At 38.1% G+C, this 23,849-nt stretch carries 21 protein-coding genes; 15 read left to right on the forward strand and 6 right to left on the reverse strand.

Features of this window, described 5'->3' with window-relative positions:
- Positions 1 to 52: 52 nt before the first annotated feature.
- The gene (locus tag SanJ4206_RS04430) at positions 53 to 1,102 is read right to left on the reverse strand and encodes a PTS sugar transporter subunit IIC (protein WP_003029822.1); all 1,050 of its coding nucleotides are present in this window, start codon (positions 1,100 to 1,102) and stop codon (positions 53 to 55) included.
- A 24-nt stretch (positions 1,103 to 1,126) separates the two neighbouring features.
- On the reverse strand, positions 1,127 to 2,074 hold the full coding sequence (locus tag SanJ4206_RS04435) for a 2-dehydropantoate 2-reductase (RefSeq protein WP_003029820.1): 948 nt from the start codon (positions 2,072 to 2,074) through the stop codon (positions 1,127 to 1,129).
- Between the two features lie 304 nt (positions 2,075 to 2,378).
- On the opposite strand from SanJ4206_RS04435, the gene ligA reads away from it, so the two are divergent.
- The 5 genes from ligA (at position 2,379) to kphA (ending at position 8,268) form a co-directional block, all read left to right on the forward strand.
- The gene (gene ligA, locus SanJ4206_RS04440) at positions 2,379 to 4,337 is read left to right on the forward strand and encodes an NAD-dependent DNA ligase LigA (protein WP_003029818.1); all 1,959 of its coding nucleotides are present in this window, start codon (positions 2,379 to 2,381) and stop codon (positions 4,335 to 4,337) included.
- Positions 4,338 to 4,345: 8 nt separating this feature from the next.
- Positions 4,346 to 5,305, forward strand: a complete 960-nt coding sequence (locus tag SanJ4206_RS04445) for a diacylglycerol kinase family lipid kinase (RefSeq protein ID WP_003029816.1) — start codon at positions 4,346 to 4,348, stop codon at positions 5,303 to 5,305.
- A 13-nt stretch (positions 5,306 to 5,318) separates the two neighbouring features.
- Positions 5,319 to 7,619 (forward strand): type I pullulanase, encoded by a 2,301-nt coding sequence (pulA, locus tag SanJ4206_RS04450; protein WP_022525115.1) that lies wholly within the window; start codon positions 5,319 to 5,321, stop codon positions 7,617 to 7,619.
- Positions 7,620 to 7,737: 118 nt separating this feature from the next.
- The gene (rpsP, locus tag SanJ4206_RS04455) at positions 7,738 to 8,010 is read left to right on the forward strand and encodes a 30S ribosomal protein S16 (RefSeq protein ID WP_003024685.1); all 273 of its coding nucleotides are present in this window, start codon (positions 7,738 to 7,740) and stop codon (positions 8,008 to 8,010) included.
- Positions 8,011 to 8,028: 18 nt separating this feature from the next.
- Complete coding sequence (gene kphA / locus SanJ4206_RS04460) at positions 8,029 to 8,268, forward strand: RNA-binding protein KphA (RefSeq protein WP_003001620.1); 240 nt, start codon at positions 8,029 to 8,031, stop codon at positions 8,266 to 8,268.
- A 58-nt stretch (positions 8,269 to 8,326) separates the two neighbouring features.
- Here the strand turns inward: kphA and SanJ4206_RS04465 are convergent, their stop codons facing one another.
- Positions 8,327 to 8,836 carry a transcription repressor NadR gene (locus SanJ4206_RS04465; protein WP_003029808.1) on the reverse strand — a complete coding sequence of 170 codons (510 nt, stop codon included), beginning with the start codon at positions 8,834 to 8,836 and terminating at the stop codon, positions 8,327 to 8,329.
- A gap of 38 nt (positions 8,837 to 8,874) precedes the next feature.
- Positions 8,875 to 9,399 (reverse strand): ECF transporter S component, encoded by a 525-nt coding sequence (locus tag SanJ4206_RS04470; RefSeq protein ID WP_003029805.1) that lies wholly within the window; start codon positions 9,397 to 9,399, stop codon positions 8,875 to 8,877.
- Positions 9,400 to 9,542: 143 nt separating this feature from the next.
- Here SanJ4206_RS04470 and SanJ4206_RS04475 point away from each other — a divergent pair, with 143 nt between their 5' ends.
- The 5 genes from SanJ4206_RS04475 to SanJ4206_RS04495 all read left to right on the forward strand — a co-directional run bounded on the left by SanJ4206_RS04475 (position 9,543) and on the right by SanJ4206_RS04495 (position 15,357).
- A complete protein-coding gene (locus SanJ4206_RS04475) occupies positions 9,543 to 10,409 on the forward strand; it encodes a GNAT family N-acetyltransferase (protein ID WP_003029802.1) in 867 nt (288 codons plus the stop codon).
- A gap of 51 nt (positions 10,410 to 10,460) precedes the next feature.
- Positions 10,461 to 11,093: a copper homeostasis protein CutC gene (locus tag SanJ4206_RS04480; RefSeq protein ID WP_003029801.1), complete on the forward strand. Its 633-nt coding sequence runs from the start codon at positions 10,461 to 10,463 to the stop codon at positions 11,091 to 11,093.
- A gap of 12 nt (positions 11,094 to 11,105) precedes the next feature.
- Complete coding sequence (locus SanJ4206_RS04485; protein WP_003029799.1) at positions 11,106 to 11,777, forward strand: MmcQ/YjbR family DNA-binding protein; 672 nt, start codon at positions 11,106 to 11,108, stop codon at positions 11,775 to 11,777.
- A 95-nt stretch (positions 11,778 to 11,872) separates the two neighbouring features.
- Complete coding sequence (locus SanJ4206_RS04490; protein ID WP_022525116.1) at positions 11,873 to 13,612, forward strand: ABC transporter ATP-binding protein; 1,740 nt, start codon at positions 11,873 to 11,875, stop codon at positions 13,610 to 13,612.
- Positions 13,613 to 13,614: 2 nt separating this feature from the next.
- A complete protein-coding gene (locus SanJ4206_RS04495) occupies positions 13,615 to 15,357 on the forward strand; it encodes an ABC transporter ATP-binding protein (RefSeq protein WP_003029793.1) in 1,743 nt (580 codons plus the stop codon).
- Between the two features lie 33 nt (positions 15,358 to 15,390).
- On the opposite strand, the gene SanJ4206_RS04500 is transcribed toward SanJ4206_RS04495, so the two are convergent.
- On the reverse strand, positions 15,391 to 16,677 hold the full coding sequence (locus SanJ4206_RS04500) for an aminotransferase-like domain-containing protein (RefSeq protein WP_003029791.1): 1,287 nt from the start codon (positions 16,675 to 16,677) through the stop codon (positions 15,391 to 15,393).
- Between the two features lie 221 nt (positions 16,678 to 16,898).
- Here SanJ4206_RS04500 and SanJ4206_RS04505 point away from each other — a divergent pair, with 221 nt between their 5' ends.
- The 3 genes from SanJ4206_RS04505 (at position 16,899) to rpsU (ending at position 20,174) form a co-directional block, all read left to right on the forward strand.
- Complete coding sequence (locus SanJ4206_RS04505; protein WP_003029788.1) at positions 16,899 to 19,214, forward strand: CAP domain-containing protein; 2,316 nt, start codon at positions 16,899 to 16,901, stop codon at positions 19,212 to 19,214.
- A 250-nt stretch (positions 19,215 to 19,464) separates the two neighbouring features.
- A complete protein-coding gene (locus SanJ4206_RS04510; RefSeq protein WP_003024641.1) occupies positions 19,465 to 19,803 on the forward strand; it encodes an ATP cone domain-containing protein in 339 nt (112 codons plus the stop codon).
- Positions 19,804 to 19,997: 194 nt separating this feature from the next.
- A complete protein-coding gene (gene rpsU / locus SanJ4206_RS04515; RefSeq protein WP_000048054.1) occupies positions 19,998 to 20,174 on the forward strand; it encodes a 30S ribosomal protein S21 in 177 nt (58 codons plus the stop codon).
- Positions 20,175 to 20,415: 241 nt separating this feature from the next.
- Here rpsU and mscL read toward each other — a convergent pair whose 3' ends face one another.
- Positions 20,416 to 20,793, reverse strand: coding sequence for a large conductance mechanosensitive channel protein MscL (mscL, locus tag SanJ4206_RS04520; protein ID WP_003029780.1), 378 nt, complete (start codon positions 20,791 to 20,793; stop codon positions 20,416 to 20,418).
- 154 nt (positions 20,794 to 20,947) lie between these two features.
- Here mscL and dnaG point away from each other — a divergent pair, with 154 nt between their 5' ends.
- Entirely contained in the window at positions 20,948 to 22,723 is a 1,776-nt protein-coding gene (gene dnaG / locus SanJ4206_RS04525) for a DNA primase (protein WP_022525117.1), read from the forward strand.
- 2 nt (positions 22,724 to 22,725) lie between these two features.
- Entirely contained in the window at positions 22,726 to 23,838 is a 1,113-nt protein-coding gene (gene rpoD, locus SanJ4206_RS04530; RefSeq protein WP_003024631.1) for an RNA polymerase sigma factor RpoD, read from the forward strand.
- Positions 23,839 to 23,849 lie beyond the last annotated feature (11 nt).

Below are 23,849 nucleotides of genomic sequence, written 5' to 3' on the forward strand. Positions count from 1 at the left end.
CTTTGAATAGCAGACTAATAAAAAATCTGTCGAAGATTCGACAGATTTTTTATTAGTCTTGGAATTTAAATACAACAGAAGAGTCATATAGTTTCAAGATTTTTTCAAAAACAATTTTACTTGCAAGGGCTGCAAGGATTGGAACAATGAGCCATACAACAACTGCTAAAGCTATATTTAATCCTGCATCAATAGAGGCTAATGGTCCAACCAAACCTACGAGGCCAAAACCTGCTGACTGAGCTGTTCCACTGACTGAGAAAAGAGCTACCGGGATAGCGGATATAACGGCTGTTGTCAAACACGGAACTAAAATAATTGGATATTTAAAGACGTTTGGCATCATCAATTTCATAGCTCCCAAAGCAATAGCTAAAGTCACCCCTGAATTATTCACTTTCCAAGAGTGAACAACTAAAGCAACGGCTGTAGCTGCCACGCCCATTGCTGAAGCTCCGGCTGAAATTCCATTTAATTGAATGGCTAAACCAATGGCAACGGTTGAGATTGGAGAAATGATAATAAAGGCAAATGAACAACAAATTAAAATAGACATCAATAGCGGTTGTAAGTGTGTAAATTCATTGATAACCACTCCAATGCCAGTTGTAATTTGTTTAACAAATGGCAAGAGCAGTAAGCCAATCAAGGCTGCACCTACCCCGACGACAATCGGCATAGCTACCACAGCTGTTGAACCAAATCGATCTTTGATTAACATAAGCATGCCAACTGCGATAGCTGCTGTTAACATGGTGTTAATTAGGTCTCCTGTGCCAGCTCCGACATATTTTCCAAGTTCAGTATTGAAAGTGACGACACCTGAAGCTACAAAAGCAGCTCCTGCAGTGACCATCATCTGCATGGGTTTAAATCCAAATTGCAAAGCGATTAACCCACCGATAATCAATGGTGTAGCTAATTGGAAGATAACAGCGATATGAATAATGGTCTGTGCAATTGGCACGGTGCTGAAATATTTTAAAATAGCTGATAAAACAGCGTTTGGAATTAAACCAATAATAACTCCTAATGCCGTTCCCGACAATACTTTATTGACAAAAATTTTTGCCGTCATCTTTTCTTGTGCTTGTGTTTCCATCTAATTTCCCTTTCTGTTTCCACACTATTTAGCGCCTAATATTTGTTCTTTGCAGTGAACCAATTCTGTCAAGAAGGAGCAATATGGGGTTTGTACACCATACTTTTGACCTTTTCGAACGACAGCTCCGTTGATATAATCAATTTCTGTCAGACGATTATGCTCGTTCAAATCTTGATACATTGATGGGTGATGTAATCCGATTGTATCTCGATTGTAGCAATTTTTTTCGATGTAATCTACAGTTTCTTCAACATTCAAATCTACATTTTCATATTTTGCAACCGCCGCAAATTCGCTGACAATGCGCTCAACAATTGTATGGGCGGGAGTGGTGTCACCGAAATCTGCCATATTAGAAAGTAAAATAGTGCATAAACCATTCATTGTCCCGTTTACACAGGCTTTTTTATAAATGGCGTGCAAGATATTTTCAGAATACTGTGCGTTCAATCCAGCAGAATTTAAGATTTCTATAATGTGTTCAGCTGCTTGTTTAGCTTTTGAATCTGAAACTAGATTCTTCAGTGCAACAGTTCCGTTTCCGAATAACTTCACTCGACCTGGTCCTTCCATACCTGCTGTCCACATAGTATTTCCGATCATGATATGCTCTTTTGGAACATATTTTTCAATGATTTCTTCATGTCCAATTCCATTCAATAAACAAAGAACATTTGTGTGCTCTTTTATCAATGGCTGAATGTCTGTTAGCATTGTTTCTAACTGCATTGCTTTAGTAAATAAAATGATTAAATCACTGGACAAAGTTGGTTCTACTTCGTTTTGAAGATAAATTGGCAATTTTGCAACAAGCTCCTCGCCATTAAAATTAGCCTGCAAGCCATCTTTTTGGATAGCTTTTACATGGTCTGCCCAACCGTCTACTAAAATGACCTTATGACCCGCTTGATGCAACATGAGACCAAACCGGCTGCCCATTGCACCTGCACCTGCAATTGTAATATTCACAATAAGATTCCTCCTCTATATTGTTTGGATTATTTCTTTATTAAAAGAAAATGAACTATATATATTTTACTTCTTTTATATCTTTTTTTCAATTAAATTTTGAATTATTAAGATATCTATAAAGTTATAAGGGCAAAATTCTATTAAATTATTTATAAAATCTCTAGGACATCTTATTTTACGAATGCTTATAAAATTTAGACATTCTAGTTTTTATGCTATTTCATTTTATGTGTCTAATTTTTTTGTTAAGAATATTAGTAAGAATGCTGTAGAAACGCATGAATTATGATAAAATAGAAATATGAAAGACAGAATGTTAGAACTGGTGAAACTACTAAATCAATATGCGCATGAATATTATACAACGGATAATCCAACCGTATCGGATAGTGAATATGATAGGTTATATCATGAATTGTTAGATTTAGAACAGCAATACCCAGAGCTCGTTCAGGCCGATAGCCCAACTCATCGCGTGGGTGGTAAGGTTTTAGAAGGGTTTGAAAAATACCAACATCAGTATCCGCTCTATAGTTTGCAGGATGCTTTTTCACGTGAAGAGTTAGAGGCATTTGATGTACGGATTCGCAAAGATTTTCCAAAGGTGAGTTATCTGTGCGAGTTAAAAATTGACGGTCTCTCCATTTCTCTTATGTATGAAAAGGGGATTTTAGTTGCAGGAGCCACTCGAGGAGATGGCTCTGTCGGAGAAAATATCACAGAAAATTTAAAAAGAGTCAAAGATATTCCATTAGTCTTGCCAACCGCTGTGAATCTGACAGTTCGTGGTGAATGTTATATGCCACGTAGCTCCTTTGATAGGGTGAACCGATTGCGGCAAGAAAACGGGGAGCCGGAATTTGCAAATCCAAGAAATGCTGCAGCAGGAACGTTACGTCAGTTAGATACTGCAATTGTGGCCAAACGTAATCTTGCAACCTTTCTCTATCAAGAAGCCAGTCCGACAAGTGCGACGAGCCAAGAAGCTGTTTTAAATCAGTTATCTAAAAATGGCTTCAGTGTGAATGAGCGGCATATTTTGGCACATTCGATGGATGAAGTGTGGCAGTTTATTGGACAAATCGCTCAAGAACGCGACCAGTTACCGTATGATATTGACGGTGTTGTAATCAAGGTAAATGATTTGGTTATGCAGGAAGAACTCGGTTTTACTGTAAAAGCACCAAAATGGGCGATTGCTTACAAATTTCCAGCTGAAGAAAAAGAAGCGCAGCTTTTATCAGTTGACTGGACAGTTGGACGGACTGGAGTTGTTACGCCAACCGCCAACTTGACGCCTGTGCAATTAGCGGGGACAACGGTCAGCCGAGCCACTTTGCACAATGTGGATTACATTGCTGAAAAGGACATTCGCAAAGGCGATACGGTCATCGTTTACAAAGCAGGTGACATCATTCCAGCTGTTTTGCAAGTGGTTGAAAGTAAGCGCCAGTCAGAAGAGAAATTGGAGATTCCAAAGAATTGTCCAAGTTGCAACAGCGAGTTGATTCACTTTGAAGATGAGGTTGCTTTACGCTGTATCAATCCACGTTGTCCTGCGCAAATCAAAGAAGGCTTGATTCATTTTGCTAGTCGCGATGCCATGAATATCACTGGTCTTGGTCCTGCTGTTGTAGAAAAGTTATTTGATCAGCAGTTGGTAAATGATGTGGCTGGCATTTATCGCTTGACTGTTGAAGATTTGCTGCAATTGGAAAATTTTAAGGAAAAATCAGCTAATAAGTTGTATACTGCTATTCAGGCTTCCAAGGAAAATTCTGCTGAGAAATTATTATTTGGCTTGGGCATTCGCCATGTTGGGAGTAAAGCCAGTCAGATTTTGCTAAAGCATTTTCATGATTTGGAACAATTAGCAAAAGCAGAAAAAGAAGAAATTGCTGCACTGGATAGTCTAGGAATGGTGATTGCTGAGAGTCTTTCTAGCTATTTCGCACAAGAAGGAACTCATATTTTATTGTCGGAATTAAAAGAAGCGGGGTTAAATTTCACTTACCTTGGCGAAAAAGTGGCAGCAGATGCAGTGCTTTCTGGATTGACCGTTGTTTTAACAGGAAAATTGGAGCGTCTCAATCGTTCAGAGGCGAAAAAGAAATTAGAAAGTTTAGGTGCAAAGGTGACGAGCTCGGTCTCTAAGAAAACAAGTCTAGTCGTTGCCGGAGCAGATGCAGGAAGTAAATTAACAAAAGCTCAAGAGTTAGGAATTGACATTCGTGATGAAGCTTGGCTTGAGAACTTGTAGAGGTTTGTATGGAAACAGCTAGAAAAAGAGCACGATTGATTTATAATCCGACCTCTGGTCAGGAAATTATTAAAAAAAATATCGCAGAAGTTTTAGACGTTTTAGAAGATGTAGGCTATGAAACAAGTGCCTATCAGACGACGCCTGCTCCTTTATCAGCTCAAAATGAAGCAGAGAGAGCAGCTAAAGCAGGATTTGATTTAATTGTGGCGGCTGGTGGAGATGGGACAATCAATGAAGTGGTCAATGGGGTAGCACCGTTGGAAAATCGACCTAAGTTAGCCTTTATTCCAACTGGTACGACCAATGATTATGCACGCGCTCTCAAAATTCCAATGGGAGATCCAGTGGCAGCAGCTCGTATCATTGAAAAAAATCAAACCATAAAAATGGATATTGGTCAGGCTTATGGGAAAAAATATTTTATCAATATCGCTGCGGCAGGGACTTTGACAGAATTGACCTATAGTGTTCCAAGTGAAGTCAAGTCACGTCTAGGCTACCTTGCCTATGTCGCAAAAGGAGCAGAAATGCTGCCAAAATCTAAATTACGCAAGGTACACATTGAACATGACCACGGTGTGTTTGAAGGTAAAGTTTCTTTAATCTTTGTTGCCTTGACAAATTCAATCGGTGGCTTTGAAAAATTAGCGCCAGATACAGTGCTAGATGATGGTAATTTTACCTTAATTTTGGTGAAAACTGCTCGGTTGTTTGATATGCTGGCGTTGATGATTCAAGCAATCAATGGTGGTCAACATGTGACAGATGTGAATGTAGAATATTTAAAAACAAGTAAGTTAAAGTTAGAAGTTTTAGACAAAAAAGCCCCATTCATGTTAAATCTGGATGGCGAATATGGTGGAGATACTCCTGTTGAATTGGAAGTTCTTCATAACCATTTAGAATTTTTTGCAAATATTGATGAGATTAGCGATAGTGCTTTGTCATTGGAGAATAAAGAATAATCAGGAGAATGTGATGTTAAACTATCGTGTCTTAATCCATTACCATAATCAATTAGGAAATTATGCAGCCTATAATATGTGGAAATGGCAAATGAATAAATGGGGAGAAGAGAGTGCTTTTTTCCAATATGATGATTTTGGGATTCAAGGAACCTTGTCCTATACAAGCGAACAAGCTTTGAGTAATGTCCATGTCATTGTAAAAACAACTGATTGGTCTCACCAGTCGGTTGACTATTCCATTCAGTTGTTACCGCCTCATTTAGTGACTGAGGTTTGGATTATCGAAGGAGACAGTCAAGTTTATTATTCTAGGCAGGCTGCTATGACTAGTCCGTATTACGCAAAGTGTGATCCTCACGCCTTTGATATGGCATTGGACAGCAAACATTTTGACCAGCATTGGGGGTATCAAGGTTGGTTGGGATGCCAGTATAATGGTGAGCAAGCAGAATTCAAACTCTGGGCACCGACTGCAAAAAAAGTTCAGTTAGTAGTCTATAAGAATAGCACTAACAAAGCGAAAATCTGGAGGGTCTACGACTTACAAAGAGGAAAAGACTTTTCCAAAGATCATGCTAAAAATACAATCGGAGTCTGGTCTCGGGTGATTTCGGATGACTTGGCAAATAAAGCCTATCAGTACCAGCTAGAGTTTGAACATCACAAAACAGTAACACGCGATCCGTATGCGGAAGCCGTAACGGAAGATGGAAAGCGTTCTGTCATTTTATCGCCTGCGGAGCGAAATCCAAAACATTTCCAAGTGAAACAAGGGCAACGAGCAATTTGGCGTCTAGAGAATCCTTGTCAAGCTGTTATTTATGAGATGCATGTACGAGATTTGACGAAGTCTAACAGTTCTGGCGTGTCTAAAAAACACCGAGGAACCTTTTTAGGGGCTTGTCAAAAAGGAACAAAAAATAGAACAGGTCAAGCGACAGGATTTGATTATATTCAATCATTAGGTGTCAATGTCGTACAATTGCAGCCCATCTCTGATCGACACAAAGAGTATGACCAAGATGGAAATGTAATGTATAATTGGGGCTATGACCCTCAAAATTACAATGCTCCTGAAACGAGTTTTTCAACAGATCCAGCAAACCCGTCTCAAGGAATGCGGGATTTAAAAACGATGATTCAAGCCTATCATGATGCGGGCATTTCCGTAGTGATAGATGTTGTGTATAACCATATTTATTCAACTCATGATTCACCGTTTCAACAAGCAGTGCCTGATTATTACTATCGAATGAATTCAGACGGCTCTTTCCAAAACGGAACAGGTGTAGGGAGCGAGACAGCCAGCGAGCATGAAATGTTTCGTAAATACATGATTGATTCTATCCTTTATTGGGTAAAAGAGTATAATATTGATGGTTTTCGTTTTGATTTAATGGGCATTCATGATATTGAAACGATGCGTCAAATTCGGGAAGCGTTAGATGAAATTGACTCGAGAATTCTCACATACGGTGAAGGTTGGGATATGGGGACAGGATTGCTTCCGCTTGACAAAGCAAAAAAAGACAATGCCTTTGAATTGCCAAATATCGGATTTTTCAACGATACTGAACGTGATGCTATCAAAGGAGCAGAAGTCTACGGCGGCTTAAAAGCCGGCTTTGTAAGTGGTCAAGCGACAGAGTCAATTGTTGCCAAGGCAATTCTGGGAAGCAGTGAGTTAGGAACCTATCTAGAGCCAAAACAAGTCGTTAATTATGTAGAAGCACATGATAATTACAATTTGCACGATTTGTTAGCCGAACTTCATCCAAATGATGATGAATTGACTCGTACTAAGCGGATTGAATTAGCGACTGCGATGAATCTCCTCTTGCAAGGTATGAGTTTTATGGAGCTGGGACAGGAATTTTCACGTAGCAAACTAGTGGCAACTGGAGCAAATGGGAATGCCATTCAGGCAGATTATAAGCGTGCTATGAACAGTTATAACGCTCCCGACGCTGTCAATCAAGTAGACTGGGATTTATTAGCTCATCATCAAGAAAGTATCAACTACATCAAACAGATGATTCATTTAAAAACGACAACAAAAGAATTTTCTTACCAGCATTATGATGACATTTACCAGCATGCCTTTGTACATTCGGCGCATTCCGGAAGTGGAATTGTCATTTTTGAAGTGAAAGATGATAATTATTACCTCGTAATTTTTAATGCAAGTGGTGATAGATACAATATTGAAGATATTGGAAATTTGAAACTTGTAGCTGGAAATAGTCGTCAAGTTAGCGATTCTTTTGTTGAAGATCTGACAGCTACAGTCTTTGAAGTCGTAGAATGGTAATATCAAAAGATGTCAAGATTTTTTCTTGACACCTTTTCTTTCTTGTGATAAGATAGAGTGTGTTGGGAATAGTTCTGCTATTCCTAAAAATAAAAAAGAGAAAAGAGAAATTTTTAAAATGGCAGTTAAAATCCGTTTAACTCGTATGGGTTCTAAGAAAAAACCTTTCTATCGTATCAATGTAGCAGACTCACGTTCACCACGTGACGGACGTTTTATCGAAACAGTTGGAACTTACAATCCACTTGTTGCTGAAAACCAAGTAACTTTAAAAGAAGATCGTATTCTTGACTGGTTGTCAAAAGGTGCTCAACCTTCTGATACTGTTCGTAACATTCTTTCAAAAGCTGGTGTGATGAAGAAATTCCACGATTCTAAATACTCTAAATAATAAAAGTGCAGGTTGACTATGGACACGATTGAAAATCTTATTATTGCGATAGTGAAACCTTTGATTTCACAACCAGATGCTTTAACTATCAAGATTGAAGATACACCAGAATTTTTGGAATATCACTTAGATCTTGACCCTAGTGATGTTGGACGTGTAATCGGTCGTAAAGGTCGCACGATCTCTGCGATAAGAACGATTGTTTATTCTGTCCCAACCGAAGATAAAAAAGTCAGAATTGTTATTGATGAGAAATAAAAATGGAGCCATTCAGGCTCTATTTTTTTGCAATCTATATAGAAAGCATGTTTGAATTTTATATTAAAAATCCCATTTCTTCTAATGCTTTTTCGACATAGTCTAAATCTTGTTGCGAATCAGCTTCTACTAGATGATAATGGACACCGTCTGTCAATTCAGATAAACCGCGGAAATTGGTCTCGTGAATTTGTTGGATGAAATGCTGAACATCTCTGCGACAAGTTAATTTCAGATAGGTTTGAATTTCCCCATAAACGGGATGCTCTACCATAATATTTTGAACTCGTCCACCGTTATCTACAATTGCCAGTAATTCCACTTCAATATCTTCAATCGTATGCTTAACTTTAAAAAGCTGGTGATAATATTTAGCAGTATCATTCGTTTTGTAAATATAGCCTCGATTTGTACTAATAATAGGGGCGCCATCTGCTCGTAAAACGGCAATGTCTTGTACAATGATTTGTCGAGTAACATGGAATTTCTCTGCTAAAATTTGTCCATTTAAGGGAGTTTCCGCAGTTTTTAAAAGCTGTAATAAATCTGTTCTTCTTTGTTTTATCATAAATTCATTGTAGAATAAATCTGTTAAATATTCAAGATTTAGCGGATTTTTTGTAGAGCTTTATAGATAAATTGTGCAATGATAAAATCAACGATACTATGAATGATAGTTCCAACTCCTACGAGTATGAAAAGAAGATAAAACATATTTGCTGGAAAAGAAGTTGAGGCGTAAAAGATGAGGCAAGCAAGGACTTCAGCAATCGCATGAATAAAAGCAAGGACAATATTAAGAATCCAAGTCTGGATTGGTTTATCTAAAGCTTTAGGATATTTTTTAAGATAAAGAGCGCCTACCAAGCCGAAGAATAGGTGTGACAGGGCGCGAAGAACGATAACAATGGGATAACCAGCTACTAAAAAACCAAAAGTAGAACCTAAAATAACAATCAAAGTCATTAACGGCGAGATAAACATGGCTAAGAAAATAGGAACGTGGCTTGCTAAAGTATAAGAAGCAGGTGGAATAATAATTTTTGCAGGCATAACCATTGGAATAACAATAGCTAGTGCAGTCAAGAGAGCTGTAAGAGTTATAAATTGATTTTTTGTTTTAGGTTTCATAATTTCCTCCTTTTAACTGTATATACATAAGTATAGTATACTGTTTTTGCAGATAATGTCAAGAGAAAATTTTGATAGAATAGGACAGAATTTCTAAACAATCCGTCTAATTTCTGTTAGAATGTCAGTAGTAGGAGAATATTATGATAGATGTAAAGAAACAACCGGAGTATATTTTCATTGATTCTTCCTTACGTTTGCGAAAGTATGATGGACAAGCTCATCTTGCCTTTTCTTGGTATCAAGACCCTGAGGTAATCCGTTTGATTGATGGTGGTCGAGAGCCTTACACACTTCAACGAATCAAGAAAATGTATGACTATCTTACTCGTCATGGAGAAGTGTATTTTATTGAAGTTTTGACAAATGCAGGTTGGCAGCCGATTGGTGATGTGAGTTTTTGGCAAGAGGACATGCCGATTGTGATTGGAGACTCAGCTTATCGTGGTCAGGGAATCGGGAGGACAGTTGTTCAGGCATTGGTTGAACGCGGACGCAAGTTGGGCTATAAGCGCTTGTATGTTCAAGAAATCTATGATGACAATGAAGCTTCTAAGAAGATGTTTGAGTCAGTAGGATTTTATCCTTTGGAAAAGACTGAAAATGGGCATCGCTATGCTTTGGATTTGATGCTTCCTTTGTCAGCTATTCAACCAAGTCAATTTTATCTTTCTGAAAAGAAATTAGAGCAGGTACAGATATGGTTCGATACAAAGGACATAAACGCCTTAAATCCTTTACCAATTAAGCGATTGAAAGGTAAAATCTTTTTCACTGATGGCCACAGCAGAGCATTTATAGCCTATCAATCTGGTTTTGAAGAGATTCCAGTTTATGCAGAAGAGGACGATTTGAATTGGGATTTCTATTACTATTGTCTTCAAACTTGTGAAGAAAAAGGAATTTTAACGATAAAAGATTTAGAAAATCGTATCTTGCCTGAGTCGGATTATAGGAAAAAATGGTTGGATTGGTGCCAGCGGTCGCGAAAGATTTTGAAGAATAAATAGTGATTATATTATAATAAACAAGAAAACACTTTCACATAGAAGAGGTCAAAAATGATTTATGAATTTTGTGCAGAAAATGTGACTAATTTGGGAAAAGCCATGCAGGCTGGTGCTCGACGAATTGAACTTTGCGATAATCTAGCAGTTGGCGGAACAACGCCTAGTTACGGTGTCATAAAAGCGGCTGTTGAGCTAGCAAAACCTTACAATGTGACCGTTATGACGATGATTCGTCCACGCGGGGGAGACTTTGTATACAATGACTTGGAAATGGAAATCATGCTAGAAGACATTCAAATGGCGCGCAGCGCTGGGACACACGGACTTGTTTTTGGTGTTTTGACAACTGCTAATAAAATTGATTATCCAAAAATGGAAAAATTATTAAAAGCCTCGCAAGGGCTGGAAATCGTCTTTCACATGGCTTTTGACGCCATTCCAAGAGAACATCAATTTAGTGAAATGGACTGGCTAATGGAACATAGCGTGAAACGGATTCTAACTCACGGTGGACTGGCAGAAGAGCCGATTCAAGAGCATTTTTCTTGGTTATATGAATTGATAAATCATGCAGCTGGTCGGATTGATATTTTACCAGGAGGCGGTATTACGGTTGATAATCGTGATGAAATTGTTGCAAAGCTTGGGGTCAATCAACTTCATGGCACCAAGATTGTATTTTAGAAAGTGAAGATCATGCTAGACTTATTTGAGAAATACCAAGCAAATCCAGAAAAATTACAAGCTTTTGGTTTTGAAAAAAGAGGAGAAGAGTTTGTTTATTCTCAGGAAATAATGAATGGTGATTTTCTGTTACAGCTAAAATTGCAGGGTGAGAAGCTGGACTATCAAGTGTTTGATCAAGAGACTGGTGATGAATACGTGCAAGTCAAAATAGAGACTATGACGGGTGAGTTTGTCGGTCAAGTCCGTGAAGCCTGTCAGGAGATTTTTTTGACGATTCGAGCTAATTGTTTTGAAGAAATTGGTTTTCTTTATGAACAGAGTAGCCGCTTGCAGGAGTACGTAGCGAAGACCTATGGCGGACGACTGGAATATCTCTGGGAGAATTCTTCAAAAAATAGCAATCTTCATGCTGGTGTTTTTCGACATCAGGATACTAAAAAATGGTATGGCATTTTTATGACGATAGACTGGTCGAAGTTTGAAAATGGCAAAACTGGTCCAATAGAAGTGCTGAATGTCAAAAACAATCAAGTAGCTAATTTACTTAAAAAAGCAGGGATTTACCCAGCCTTTCACATGAATAAAAAATATTGGCTGAGCCTGCCCTTGGATGATACTTTGACGGATACAGAACTTTTTTCCCTTTTAGATAAGAGTTTTGAATTGACCCAAAAGAAATGAGGAACACAGTTAGGTTGCGCTAGCTGCGTTTTATTTTTACAGATAATGCAACAAAATAATGTATAATGGTAATTAGTAATAGCAGAGGAGAAAATATGAATCTTATCAGAAAATTGGGCTGGTTTTTCAAACTGGAGAAAAAACGTTATATTATCGGAATTCTAGCCTTGTCTTTGGTTAGTGTTTTTAATTTAATTCCTCCTAGAGTAATTGGTGTGGTCATTGACTGTATTGCTAGTCGAAATCTAACATCAGAGCAATTACTTTTAAATCTTTCACTTTTGGTTGCTTCGGCCTTTATTATGTATGGTCTGCGTTATCTTTGGCGGCTATATATCTTTGGCACAGCAAATCATTTGGGACGACTTTTACGTTCTCAACTCTTTGAGCACTTTACCCAAATGGCACCATCTTTTTACCAAAAATATCGAACAGGAGATTTGATGGCGCATGCAACGAATGACATTAATGCAGTTGTAAGTGTGGCAGGTGGGGGTGTCATGTCGGCGGTAGATGCCTCTATCACAGCACTGGTAACTCTGCTGACCATGTTTTTTGTTTTAGACTGGCGCTTGACTTTGATTGCTATTCTGCCATTGCCATTTCTTTCCTGGGGAACCAGTTTAATTGGACGAAAAAATCATGAGAGCTTTAAAGCGGCTCAGGAGGCCTTTTCTGACTTGAATAACAAGGTACAGGAAAGCATTTCAGGGATTAAAGTAACGAAATCTTTTGGCTATCAAAAAGCAGAAAGTCACTCTTTTGCTAGGACAAATCAGGATGTCTATGAGAAGAATATTTTAGCTGCTAAATATAATTCCCTCTTCGACCCTATGGTTCTGATTTTCATCGGCTTATCTTATGCATTAACCTTGATTTTTGGGGGAATGTTCATCTCTAGAGGACAATTTACAGTTGGAGAGTTAGTGACATTTATTACTTATCTAGATATGCTGGTATGGCCTTTGCAGGCGATGGGCTATCTCTTCAACATCAGCCAAAGAGGAATGGTTTCTTATGAACGGATTGAGCGACTATTGGCAGAAAAATCTGATGTCAAAGAGACCAAAAATCCCGTTTTCCCTATACAAAATGGTCGTTTGGTCTATGATATTCAGCATTTTTCTTATGAGAAAGCAGCCACTTTATCCAATATTCATTTTGCATTAGAAAAAGGGCAGACGCTAGGAATTGTTGGACAAACAGGTTCTGGCAAAACAACACTATTACGCCTGCTCATGCGAGAACGGGATATTCAAGAAGGTGCTATTTATCTGAATGATCATGATATTCGAGATTATAGCTTAAATGATTTGCGGAGTTTGATTGGTTACGTGCCGCAAGAACAGATTCTTTTTGCAATGTCGATTGCGGACAATATTCGTTTTGCAAATCCAGACTTGTCAGATGACGAAGTGATTCAAGCTAGTAAACTTTGTGGTCTTTATGAGGATATTATTGCCATGCCAGAAGGCTTTCAAACGATTGTTGGTGAACGTGGAGTGTCACTTTCAGGAGGCCAAAAGCAACGTTTAGCGATGAGTCGTGCGCTCGTTCTGAAACCAGATATTTTAATCTTGGATGATTCTTTGTCTGCTGTTGATGCTAAAACGGAGCATTTGATTTTAGAAAACCTTAAGGGAGAAAGAGATGGTAAAACAACTATTATTACTGCTCACCGACTGTCAGCAGTTGTTCATGCAGATTTGATCTTAGTTATGGAAAATGGGAGCATTAAAGAGCGAGGCACACACCAAGAATTGCTGGCTCAAAACGGTTGGTATGCGCGCACTTATCATAATCAGCAATTGGCAGAAAGTCTGAAGGAGGAGTGATTATGAAAAAACAAGCAACTTTTCATCGCCTTCTGACTTATATGTGGCGTTATAAATGGGTGAGCATTTTGGCACTTACTTTTATCTTTGCAACAACTTTGGTAACGACAGCTTTGCCACTTTTGGCTCGGTATTTCATTGACCATTTTATCAGTCGTCATCAGATTATGGCGGGATTTTATATTCTGATTCTCTATTATGCTCTCTTTCTGTTGAGGGTGCTATTTACTTTCTTAGGACAGTATTCTTTTGCCCGTGTGGCATATAGCATTGTTCGCGATCTGCGTCAGGAGAGTTTTGAAAATATTGAGCGGTTACGTATGGCTTATTTTGATCAAACGGCTGCAGGAGCGATTGTCTCCCGTTTGACGAATGATACACAAGCGGTAGCAGATATGTTTAGTAGCATCTTCTCAAGCTTTATAAGTTCCATTTTTATTCTTGTTGTAACAGTAGTGACGATGTGCACCTTGAATTGGCGCTTGACAGGACTTATTGTACTCTTTTTACCAGTCATGCTGGGCTCCATTTTACTTTATCAACGCTTATCTAATCGTCTCCTCAAACTCGTCCGAAGCAAACTGAGCGATTTGAATGTCAAACTTTCTGAAAGTATTGAGGGGATGCGAATTATTCAGGCGTTTGGTCAGGAAAAACGCCTGATAAATGAATTTGAAACGATTAACGGCGAGCATTTGGAGTATACAGTTCGCTATCTCAATATCAATAGCCTTTTTCTGCGTCCAGCTATGTCTTTGCTGAAAATTTTAGCTTATGCGGTTATTTTAGCCTACTTTGGCTTTACTTGGCAGGTTGCAGGAGTGACAGCAGGTGTCATGTATGCTTTTATCCAATATGTCAATCAACTTTTCAATCCTCTGATTGATTTGATGCAAAATTACTCTGTTTTGCAGACATCTATGGTGGCTGCAGACCGTGTTTTTGCAATCATAGACCGTAGAGACTATGAGCCCAATCAAGCTAATCTTCCATTGGAAATTACAGCTGGGAATATTGAATTTCGTCATGTTTCCTTTTCATACGACGGCAAGCGTGATGTTCTGAAAAATATTTCATTTTCAGTCAAGCAGGGGGAAACAATCGCCTTTGTCGGTTCGACTGGCTCAGGCAAGTCTTCAATCATCAATCTTTTTCTGCGATTTTATGAATTTGAAAGAGGAGAAATTTTAATTGATGATAAAAATATTAAGAATTACAGCCAAGCTGAACTGCGCCGGAATATTGGTTTAGTTCTTCAAGATCCTTTCCTCTATCACGGTACCATTGCTTCTAATATCCAAATGTATCAAGAAAATATGAGTCGAGAGGATATTGTAGAAGCTGCGAAGTTTGTGGATGCTCACGATTTTATTAATCAGCTTCCTGCAGGTTATGACAGTTCCGTAACTGAGCGAGGTGCGACTTTTTCAAGTGGACAAAGGCAATTGCTAGCTTTTGCTCGAACAATCGCTACCAAGCCTAAAATCTTGATTTTGGACGAGGCAACCGCTAATATCGACTCAGAGACCGAAGAACTTATCCAGACTTCGCTGAAAAAAATGCGCCAAGGACGAACAACGATTGCCATTGCTCACCGGCTGTCTACCATTCAGGACGCTAACTGCATTTATGTCATGGAGCAGGGGCGTATTGTCGAATCTGGCACACATGAAGAGCTTCTAGCGCTTAAGGGAACCTATTATAAAATGTATCAGTTGCAGGCTGGAATGATGAAAGAAGAGTGATATGTTAAAGAGAAAATGAGTTTCGGCTCCTTTTTATAAATATTCATTTAAGTGTTCTAAGGTTTTTTCTAGATCCCCGTATTTAATTTTTGCATATTGATAAGGACAATCCTGTATATAGCTTGCTTCAAAAAAATCCAATGGCAGATTGCTATGTTTGAGGGAACTGATAGATTTAAGTCCACGTAGATCTAGTAAGATACCATCTCTATTGAGAAAGTAGGAAAGTTTGAGCTGATTTTGGCTTAAAAGTTTTCTAGCTCTCGTCAATTCTTTTTCTTGTTGATTGAGCAGAGAAAGACGATTTTTTTCAAACATGAGATTGTCAATATAAAGGGATAGAGCTTTCTGCATGATGAGATTGCTGTCGTAATCTACTGCTTTTTTGTAGGTAATAAAAGTAGATTGAATAGCTGGAGGAAATAGCAGAGCTGTTATCCGAAGGGCGGGGAAGAGACTAGTAGAAAATGACTTGATATAGATGACATGCTGGCTGTCGTCCAAGTAATGAAAGGTCAGTTCGCGTTTGCTGTCAAAGTCAGCCAAATAATCATCTTCTATGATATAAACATCATAAAGCCGAGCGAGACGAATGATTTCTTCCTTCTCCTTTCGACTGTAAGAATGCCCCAAGGGATAATGAAAACGCGGGATAGTATAGAAGAATTTGATACGACCAGATTGAAAAATCCGCTCCAATTCTTCTAAATCAATCCCTTCTGGAGTTCGCTCAATTGTTTGATAAGGAAGTTGTTGCGCAGTTAGCAAATCATTTATCCGATGATAGGTCGGCTGCTCAACTAGAATTTCATATTTTTTATTTGGAAAGGCAATTTGCGAAAGAATATAAAGAGCTTGCTGGGTACCAGATGTCAGAACGAGCCTGTCAGCAGAGGTGTAGATAGCTGAATCCAGAAGCAGCTGCTGGACAGATTGTCGTAAGTCTTCCAGCCCTTCTTGCTGAGAATAGTAGTTAAAAAGATAATTCTCTCGTCCAATCAGCGTTTCATTAAGACAAAGTCGAAAGTCTTCATAAATTTGGTAGTGGTCATCTCTGACGGTTAATTCTATGTCCTGCTGGTCTTCCAGACTATTTTCCAGCACATAGTAGCCACTTTTAGGAACTGCATAGATATACTTCTGATATTTCAACTCTATCAGTGCCTTCTGGGCTGTGTCTTTGCTACAGCGATAGTCGTCTGCCAGCTGACGGACAGAAGGAATCTTTTGTCCCTTGGACAATTTCCCACTTTTAATATCTTGGCTAATCTGATCTATGATACATTGATACTTAGGTTTTATCATCTTAACTGTCCCCATACAGAAGAATTTTTTCTCTATTGTAACGTATTTTGAAATCTTTTACAATCAGGAAATGATAAGTTGTATTGTGTAGGATTCCCCCATAGATTTCTCCCTACCAATAATTGATGTAAAAGAATTGTAATCTAATAGTTATCTGAGTAATACATTAGCGGAATTGTAATTTAGGCTGAAATGGTTTATAATGAAAAGTAGCAAGTATATTAGGAGGCCGTCTAATGGAGAGAAAAATTAAAAAATCGGTAGTTGCGACCGGTTTAGCTGCAACCACTATTATTTCAGGCAGTTTATCACATCAAGTAAATGCCGAAGAAGTAAAAACACAATCTACTGAGCCAAAGACATCTGAAAAAATCACCAAACCAGTTACAGAAACAGATGTTCAATCAGCAAAGATGCAAGCCGATGCTGCAAAGGTTCAGACAGATGCTCAGCAAAAAGTTGTAGAGCAAGTTAAAGGGGATGTAAATACTTCAAAGGACGCGGTAGCAGATAGCGAAAAAGCTGTTGCAAATGCTGAAGCAGAAAAGAAAGAAGCAACTCCAGAAGTTATTGAAACCGCAAAAGAAGAAGTGGCGACATCAGAGAAGGCGGTTACAACAGAGGAAAATAAGGTTCAAGAAGCAGAACAGTCTGAAACAAAGGCAAAAGAAGCTGTTAAAAATCAAGAAAATGTTGTTGCAGGGCAACAATCACTTGTTGATGTAGCACAACGTGAATTAGATACAGCAAAAGCTCCGGTTGCAAATGAGCAGCAAGAGCTCAACCAAGCACAAGATTCAGAAAAACAAGCAGAAAAAGATTTAGCAGAAAAGCAAAATAATCTTGCTAAAGTGAAGGAAGAAGTTGCTAATCTTCCTAAAGAAATCAAATCAGCAACTGAACAAGTCAAGCAAAGTGAGCAAAAAGTTGCAGAAAATCAAGCAGCTATTGATCAAAAAGCCAGTGAAGTAGCTCGTGCCGAACAGTCAGCTGCTAATAGAAGAAACGTTGATTTAAGCAAAGCAACCTACGGTGAATTTTTACAACACGCTAAAACAAATGGAGCCAACCAAGCGATTCGTAATGCAGCTGCTGAAGCTCTAACAACTTATGAAAGAGCTAAACGTGAAGACGGTATTACAGTTGGTTCTGACGCAACAAGCCCAGCAACTTTAGAAAATAATTTAAAAGCAATTGAGTTAGTTAGAGCGATCAATGCTTATCGTAGACAAGCTGGATTAAAAGAATTATTGATTGATCCTTACAAAAATCCAGCCAGCCAAGTCCAAACTCTTTATTTTGAAAGAGCAGATTGGCATATGGGTAAATATTTGAGAAATGAAAATGTGGCGATTAGTTTTACTCCAAAAGGAGCCGTTGACTTCTGGCATAAGGAAAAATCTATCTATATGGCTGAGGCAGCTAAGTATGGCTTAACAACCAATGAGCGAGACATTGATTCCAATCAAATTTATACCACCTTACGTAATCGTGGTCAACTTGCTTTCTTCTATAGAGTTGGTCACTATCTTCAAATGATGGATAAAAACTTTAATACCATTTCAGCTGCATATGATCAAGTTCCAAATCAATACAGCAATATATATGGAACGTCTGAAGTTGGATTCTATAACGATCATAATTTTAATGCGCGTGTTAATAATGGCACTCTTCTTAGCGCAGACGCGTATGAGCAAGCAATCCGTAATTTTGCTGGTACTGCAAAAGCTGCAAATGCACAAGCAACAGCAGCGAAAAAACAATTAGGCGTGTTGCGAGCTCAAAGAACGGGTTATGTATCTACTTTAAATATTCAAAAGGCAAAATTAGCAGAGCTTCAAAAGTTGGCTGCGAATCGTTCAGCTACCCTTGCTACTGCAAATGCTGGAGTGATTACAGCTGAAGCAGCTTTGAAAAAAGCAAAGCAAAATGTTGCGGTAAAACAAGCAGCTTTGGAGCGCGCTACTGTAGCTATTGCGTCCAAGTTAGCACCAAAACAAGTAGCTTTAGAAAAAGCTCAAAAAGTGCTAGATAGTGCTAAAAATAAATTAGCAGAACTCAAGAAAGTCTTAATTACAGCAGAATTAAATGTTGCCAAGACAAAAGATGCTTTGCGAACTAGTCAAGCCAAACTAAAAGAAGCACAAGATAACTTGGAAAAATTACAAAATGCACCACAAGCACTTGAAGCAGCTCAAAAGGCTCTTCAAGCTGCACAAGCTGACTATGCCTCTAAGGTTAAAACGTTAAAAGATGAAGAAGCAAAACTAGAGATTTCTCGTTCAATTTATACCAAGTTACAAGAAAACTATGAGCAATTGAAAAGTCAACTTCCTCCGAAAGCTCAAAAAGAAACAGATGGAGAAGTACAAAAATTACACTTATCTAGAACTTACCAACCAAAACCATTGTTAGTTAGACAACAAAATACTGGTCAAAAAGTTCTGCCTGCTACAGGTACTAAAGCAGATCAGGTTGCTGCATTAGGTTTGCTACTTGGTTTGGGAACTCTAGCTAGTGCTCGCCGTCGTAAAAGAAATAACGAAGATTAAATAATTGAAGATTTTAGAAAAAATCTAATCTTTCTTCCCAAAGACAAACAACTCTGTTTTTGAGTGTTTGTCTTTTTGATTGAGATAATTAAAATCAACAGTGAAGAAATGATAATAAAATAGAATTTAAATAAAATGTAACTTCTGCCTGATAGATATTTAAAGTATCTATCATTTTGAGAATCAGCACAAAAATAGTATAATAAACTGTATTCTCTTAATGAAACGAATAAAACTAAAGGAGTTTTCTATGCAAGTCATCAAACGTAATGGAGAAGTTACTGATTTTAATCCAGATAAAATTTATCAAGCTATTTTGAAAGCAGCACAAACGGTTTATGTCTTGACAGACGATCTGCGTCAAAATCTAGCGCTTGTAACTAAAAAAGTAGTGTTGGATTTGGAGGAAGCTGGTGTTGAACGAGCTACTATCAGTATGATCCAATCTATGGTAGAAAATCGCCTGCTAGGTGCTGGTTATATCACTATTGCCGAACATTATATTTCCTACCGCTTGCAACGTGATTTAGACCGGAACGGTTATGGCGATCATATCGCAGTTCATTTGCATTTTGAACAAATTCGATAAATTTGTAGCCTAGATTACAGAATGAAGTGGTTGGCAGATTTTTTGAAAAATTTGCTAAAAATCAACTTCCTTTTAAGTTAATAATAATGCTTGTTCTAGAAAAGTTTACACATTCCCTTAATTTCTGGGACTTGACAAGTGTATTTTAATATGATAAAATTTAAAAGATTTTAAGCTTGAAGGGAGTGAAAAAAATGTCAAAAACAGTAGTACGTAAAAATGAATCCCTTGACGATGCTCTTCGTCGTTTCAAACGTGCGGTTACTAAAGCTGGTACTCTTCAAGAAACACGCAAACGTGAATTCTATGAAAAACCTTCTGTAAAACGGAAACGTAAATCAGAAGCAGCTCGTAAACGTAAAAAATTCTAATTGAGCAAAATGACAGACTTCGGTCTGTTTTTTGTTTCCATTTAGATAAAATCGAATTCGTACTCAATAAAAATCAATAGCTTTAGCAATTTTACCGTATGGACGTTATCTGTCATCTCAAAACTCCACCGCAAGATTAATAGAAGTAGCAGCTAGAGGGGTAGGTTAAGGCAAACAGAATATCAAGAAACCGTGAGAGTAAACAAAAACACTGATTTTCATCAGTGAATTTTTTTCATAATTATTTGCTTTCGAGCAATGCTTTGATTTCTTGAAGAACTTCTAATTCAGTTGGTCCTGCAGCTTCTTCAGCAGTGTCTTCTTTTCTAGTAAGACTTTGCGCTTTTTCAACAGACTTGACGATGAAGAAGAGAACTGTTCCGATGACGAGGAAATTGATAACAGCGCTTAAGAAACTACCATATGCAATCCCATTCCATTTTAAACCAGCAATTTGTTCTACACCAGCAGCTTTTAAAGCTGGATTGAGAAAGAGTGGAGTAATAACATCTCCAATAAGCGAAGTCACAATAGCTCCAAAAGCATTGGCAATGATAACACCGACTGCCAAATCAATTACATTGCCGCGAAGCAAAAACTCTTTAAGGTCCTTTAACATTTTCTTTTTCCTTTCAAAATACTAAACTATATTATATCCAAAAAAAGGGGAAAGTCAATAAAATGTCTAAAAAATATAGTGAATATTTTACTTTTTGATAAATTTATTATAAAATGTAAGTTGTTATTCTATGATAAATTGGGGGTGTTGTCTATTGATTGATAAAGAAATCATTTCTGATATTAAAAATAGCGTCAATATCGTCGAAATCATAGGAGAAGTCGTTGCTCTAACAAAGGCCGGAAGGAATTATCTGGGGCTTTGTCCTTTTCATGGGGAAAAAACTCCATCATTCAATGTAGTAGAAGAAAAACAATTTTATCACTGTTTTGGCTGTGGAAAGTCAGGTGATGTCTTTAAATTTATTGAAGATTATCGTGGTGTTTCTTTTATGGACGCTGTACAAATTGTTGCCGATCGTGCAGGGTTTCCATTAGAAATAGAGCATAGTAGAAAAGAGCTGTTAACACATACACATCCTCATCAAGCACTTTATGATATTCATGCAGAAGCTGCAAGGTTTTACCATGCAGTATTGATGACAACAAAGATAGGAGAAGAAGCACGTTCTTATCTTTATGAACGTGGCTTAACAGATGAAGTTATCAAGCATTTTCAAATTGGTTTAGCGCCCAATGAAAATAACTATCTTTATAAAAGTGTTAGTGGGAAATTTGACGAGCAAGTCATTATGAATTCTGGTTTGTTCAACTTAGCTGATAATAATCTGGTTTATGACGCCTTTCAAAATCGGATTATGTTTCCATTGACAAATGATAGAGGACAAGTCATTGCTTTTTCAGGTCGTATTTGGCAAGCAAGCGATATAGATCAGAAAGTCGCGAAGTATAAAAATAGTCGCAGTACACCGATTTTCAATAAAAGCTATGAGTTGTATCATCTGGACAAGGCCAAAGCGACTATCAAGAAAAGTCACGAAATTTACTTAATGGAAGGCTTTATGGATGTTATAGCCGCTTATCGTGCTGGAATTGAAAATGCTGTAGCATCTATGGGGACAGCATTGACGCATGAGCATGTGGAGCATCTTCGTAAGTTCGCAAAGAAAATTATTTTAACGTACGATGGTGACAAAGCAGGACAAGCAGCGACAGCAAAAGCTCTGAATGAATTGCATAATTTATCAGTTGAAATTGTCAGGATTCCTGATAATATGGATCCGGATGAATTTATCAAAAAAAATTCTGCTGATGATTTACAAAATTTACTGACTAAAACACGAATTAGTGATATAGAGTTTCTTTTGAACTATCTGAAGCCAGATAATATCGAAAACTTGCAAGCTCAAATTGAATTTGTTGAACAAATGTCTCCGCTGATTGCACAGGTTCAATCAATCACTGCACAAAATTCCTATATTTATATGTTAGCTGAATTGTTACCTGATTTTGACTACCAGCAGGTGGAGCAAGCTGTTAATAATCATCGTTTAGTAAATAGAAGAGAGCAACAACAGCAATCGCATCAACAGGTGTCAAGACTTGACATTCCGGTAACACGGCAAGTATCACGGCTAATTAAGGCAGAGAGTCATCTTCTGCAGCGGATGATTGATAATCCTGTAATTTTAAATGATTATCGTTTGAGGAAAGATTTTCATTTCGTAACAGTAGAATTGCAGACTTTGTACGATATTTTAAAAACAAATGGCGAGGTAACGCCACAAGATTTGTCTGAGCAAAATGATTCGGTACAGCAAGCTTGGTATCGGGTCTTAGAAGAAAATCTACCAGAGGAAGTTTCTGAGCAGGAACTGATTGAAGTGGAGCAAACGCGAGATAAGGAATTGCTTCGCAAAGAAAATCAATTGATTGGTAAAAAAGTCCGTGAAGCATCTCATAGTGGGGATGCAGATACGGCATTAGAAGAGCTAGAGCGATTTATTGCTCAAAAAAGGAGAATGGAGTAGGAATGGCTACAAAACAAAAAGAAGTAACAACTTTTGATGTTCAAGTTGCAGAATTTATTCGCAACCATAAAAAAACTGGTACAGCAACCGATGATGAAATCAATGATCGGCTAGTCATTCCATTTACTTTGGAAGCTGATGGCATTGAAGATCTTCTTCAACGGATTCAGGACGCAGGGATTGCTATTACGGATAAAGAGGGCAACCCAAGTGAACGGGTTTTAAATACAGAGGAAGAAGAAGCTGAATTAACAGATGAGGAGTTGCTTGGTAGCAATTCTGCTAAAGTGAACGACCCTGTCCGTATGTATTTAAAGGAAATTGGTGTTGTTCCGTTATTGACCAATGAAGAAGAGCAAGAATTAGCTGTTCTTGTGGAGCAAGGCGACTTAGAAGCGAAACAACGTTTGGCAGAAGCTAATTTGCGGTTGGTTGTCTCTATTGCTAAGCGCTATGTTGGACGCGGCATGCAGTTTCTTGACTTGATTCAAGAAGGCAATATGGGATTGATGAAAGCCGTTGACAAGTTTGACTATACCAAAGGTTTCAAATTTTCGACCTATGCCACTTGGTGGATTCGTCAAGCAATTACTCGTGCGATTGCTGACCAAGCTCGTACGATTCGGATTCCGGTTCACATGGTTGAGACAATCAATAAATTAGTGCGGGAACAACGAAATCTTTTGCAAGAATTGGGGCAAGATCCAACGCCAGAGCAAATTGCGGAGCGCATGGATATGACACCAGACAAAGTTCGTGAAATTTTGAAGATTGCTCAAGAGCCGGTCTCTCTTGAAACACCAATTGGAGAAGAAGATGATAGTCATCTTGGCGATTTCATTGAGGATGAAGTGATTGAAAATCCAGTTGATTATACAACACGTATCGTTCTGCGTGAGCAATTAGACGAGGTTCTTGACACATTAACAGACCGTGAAGAAAATGTACTACGTCTGCGTTTCGGTCTAGATGATGGGAAAATGCGTACGCTGGAAGATGTTGGAAAAGTCTTTAACGTAACTCGTGAACGGATTCGACAAATTGAGGCCAAAGCCCTACGCAAATTGCGTCATCCAAGTCGTAGCAAGCCACTTCGTGACTTTATTGAGGATTAGTAGACAAAAGG

It is taken from the genome of Streptococcus anginosus (assembly GCF_001697145.1).
Lineage (GTDB): Bacteria > Bacillota > Bacilli > Lactobacillales > Streptococcaceae > Streptococcus > Streptococcus hominis.

What these genes read in the sequence shown, in the direction of transcription:
- SanJ4206_RS04510 (WP_003024641.1), top strand. Translation starts at nt 19,465, where the DNA reads ATGCAAGTCATCAAACGTAATGGAGAAGTTACTGATTTTAATCCAGAT.
- SanJ4206_RS04490 (WP_022525116.1), top strand. Translation starts at nt 11,873, where the DNA reads ATGAATCTTATCAGAAAATTGGGCTGGTTTTTCAAACTGGAGAAAAAA.
- SanJ4206_RS04505 (WP_003029788.1), top strand. Translation starts at nt 16,899, where the DNA reads ATGGAGAGAAAAATTAAAAAATCGGTAGTTGCGACCGGTTTAGCTGCA.
- SanJ4206_RS04480 (WP_003029801.1), top strand. Translation starts at nt 10,461, where the DNA reads ATGATTTATGAATTTTGTGCAGAAAATGTGACTAATTTGGGAAAAGCC.
- ligA (WP_003029818.1), top strand. Translation starts at nt 2,379, where the DNA reads ATGAAAGACAGAATGTTAGAACTGGTGAAACTACTAAATCAATATGCG.
- SanJ4206_RS04495 (WP_003029793.1), top strand. Translation starts at nt 13,615, where the DNA reads ATGAAAAAACAAGCAACTTTTCATCGCCTTCTGACTTATATGTGGCGT.
- SanJ4206_RS04485 (WP_003029799.1), top strand. Translation starts at nt 11,106, where the DNA reads ATGCTAGACTTATTTGAGAAATACCAAGCAAATCCAGAAAAATTACAA.
- SanJ4206_RS04475 (WP_003029802.1), top strand. Translation starts at nt 9,543, where the DNA reads ATGATAGATGTAAAGAAACAACCGGAGTATATTTTCATTGATTCTTCC.
- SanJ4206_RS04430 (WP_003029822.1), bottom strand. Translation starts at nt 1,102, where the DNA reads ATGGAAACACAAGCACAAGAAAAGATGACGGCAAAAATTTTTGTCAAT.
- SanJ4206_RS04465 (WP_003029808.1), bottom strand. Translation starts at nt 8,836, where the DNA reads ATGATAAAACAAAGAAGAACAGATTTATTACAGCTTTTAAAAACTGCG.
- SanJ4206_RS04445 (WP_003029816.1), top strand. Translation starts at nt 4,346, where the DNA reads ATGGAAACAGCTAGAAAAAGAGCACGATTGATTTATAATCCGACCTCT.
- mscL (WP_003029780.1), bottom strand. Translation starts at nt 20,793, where the DNA reads ATGTTAAAGGACCTTAAAGAGTTTTTGCTTCGCGGCAATGTAATTGAT.
- rpoD (WP_003024631.1), top strand. Translation starts at nt 22,726, where the DNA reads ATGGCTACAAAACAAAAAGAAGTAACAACTTTTGATGTTCAAGTTGCA.
- rpsP (WP_003024685.1), top strand. Translation starts at nt 7,738, where the DNA reads ATGGCAGTTAAAATCCGTTTAACTCGTATGGGTTCTAAGAAAAAACCT.
- rpsU (WP_000048054.1), top strand. Translation starts at nt 19,998, where the DNA reads ATGTCAAAAACAGTAGTACGTAAAAATGAATCCCTTGACGATGCTCTT.
- pulA (WP_022525115.1), top strand. Translation starts at nt 5,319, where the DNA reads ATGTTAAACTATCGTGTCTTAATCCATTACCATAATCAATTAGGAAAT.
- SanJ4206_RS04470 (WP_003029805.1), bottom strand. Translation starts at nt 9,399, where the DNA reads ATGAAACCTAAAACAAAAAATCAATTTATAACTCTTACAGCTCTCTTG.
- kphA (WP_003001620.1), top strand. Translation starts at nt 8,029, where the DNA reads ATGGACACGATTGAAAATCTTATTATTGCGATAGTGAAACCTTTGATT.
- SanJ4206_RS04500 (WP_003029791.1), bottom strand. Translation starts at nt 16,677, where the DNA reads ATGGGGACAGTTAAGATGATAAAACCTAAGTATCAATGTATCATAGAT.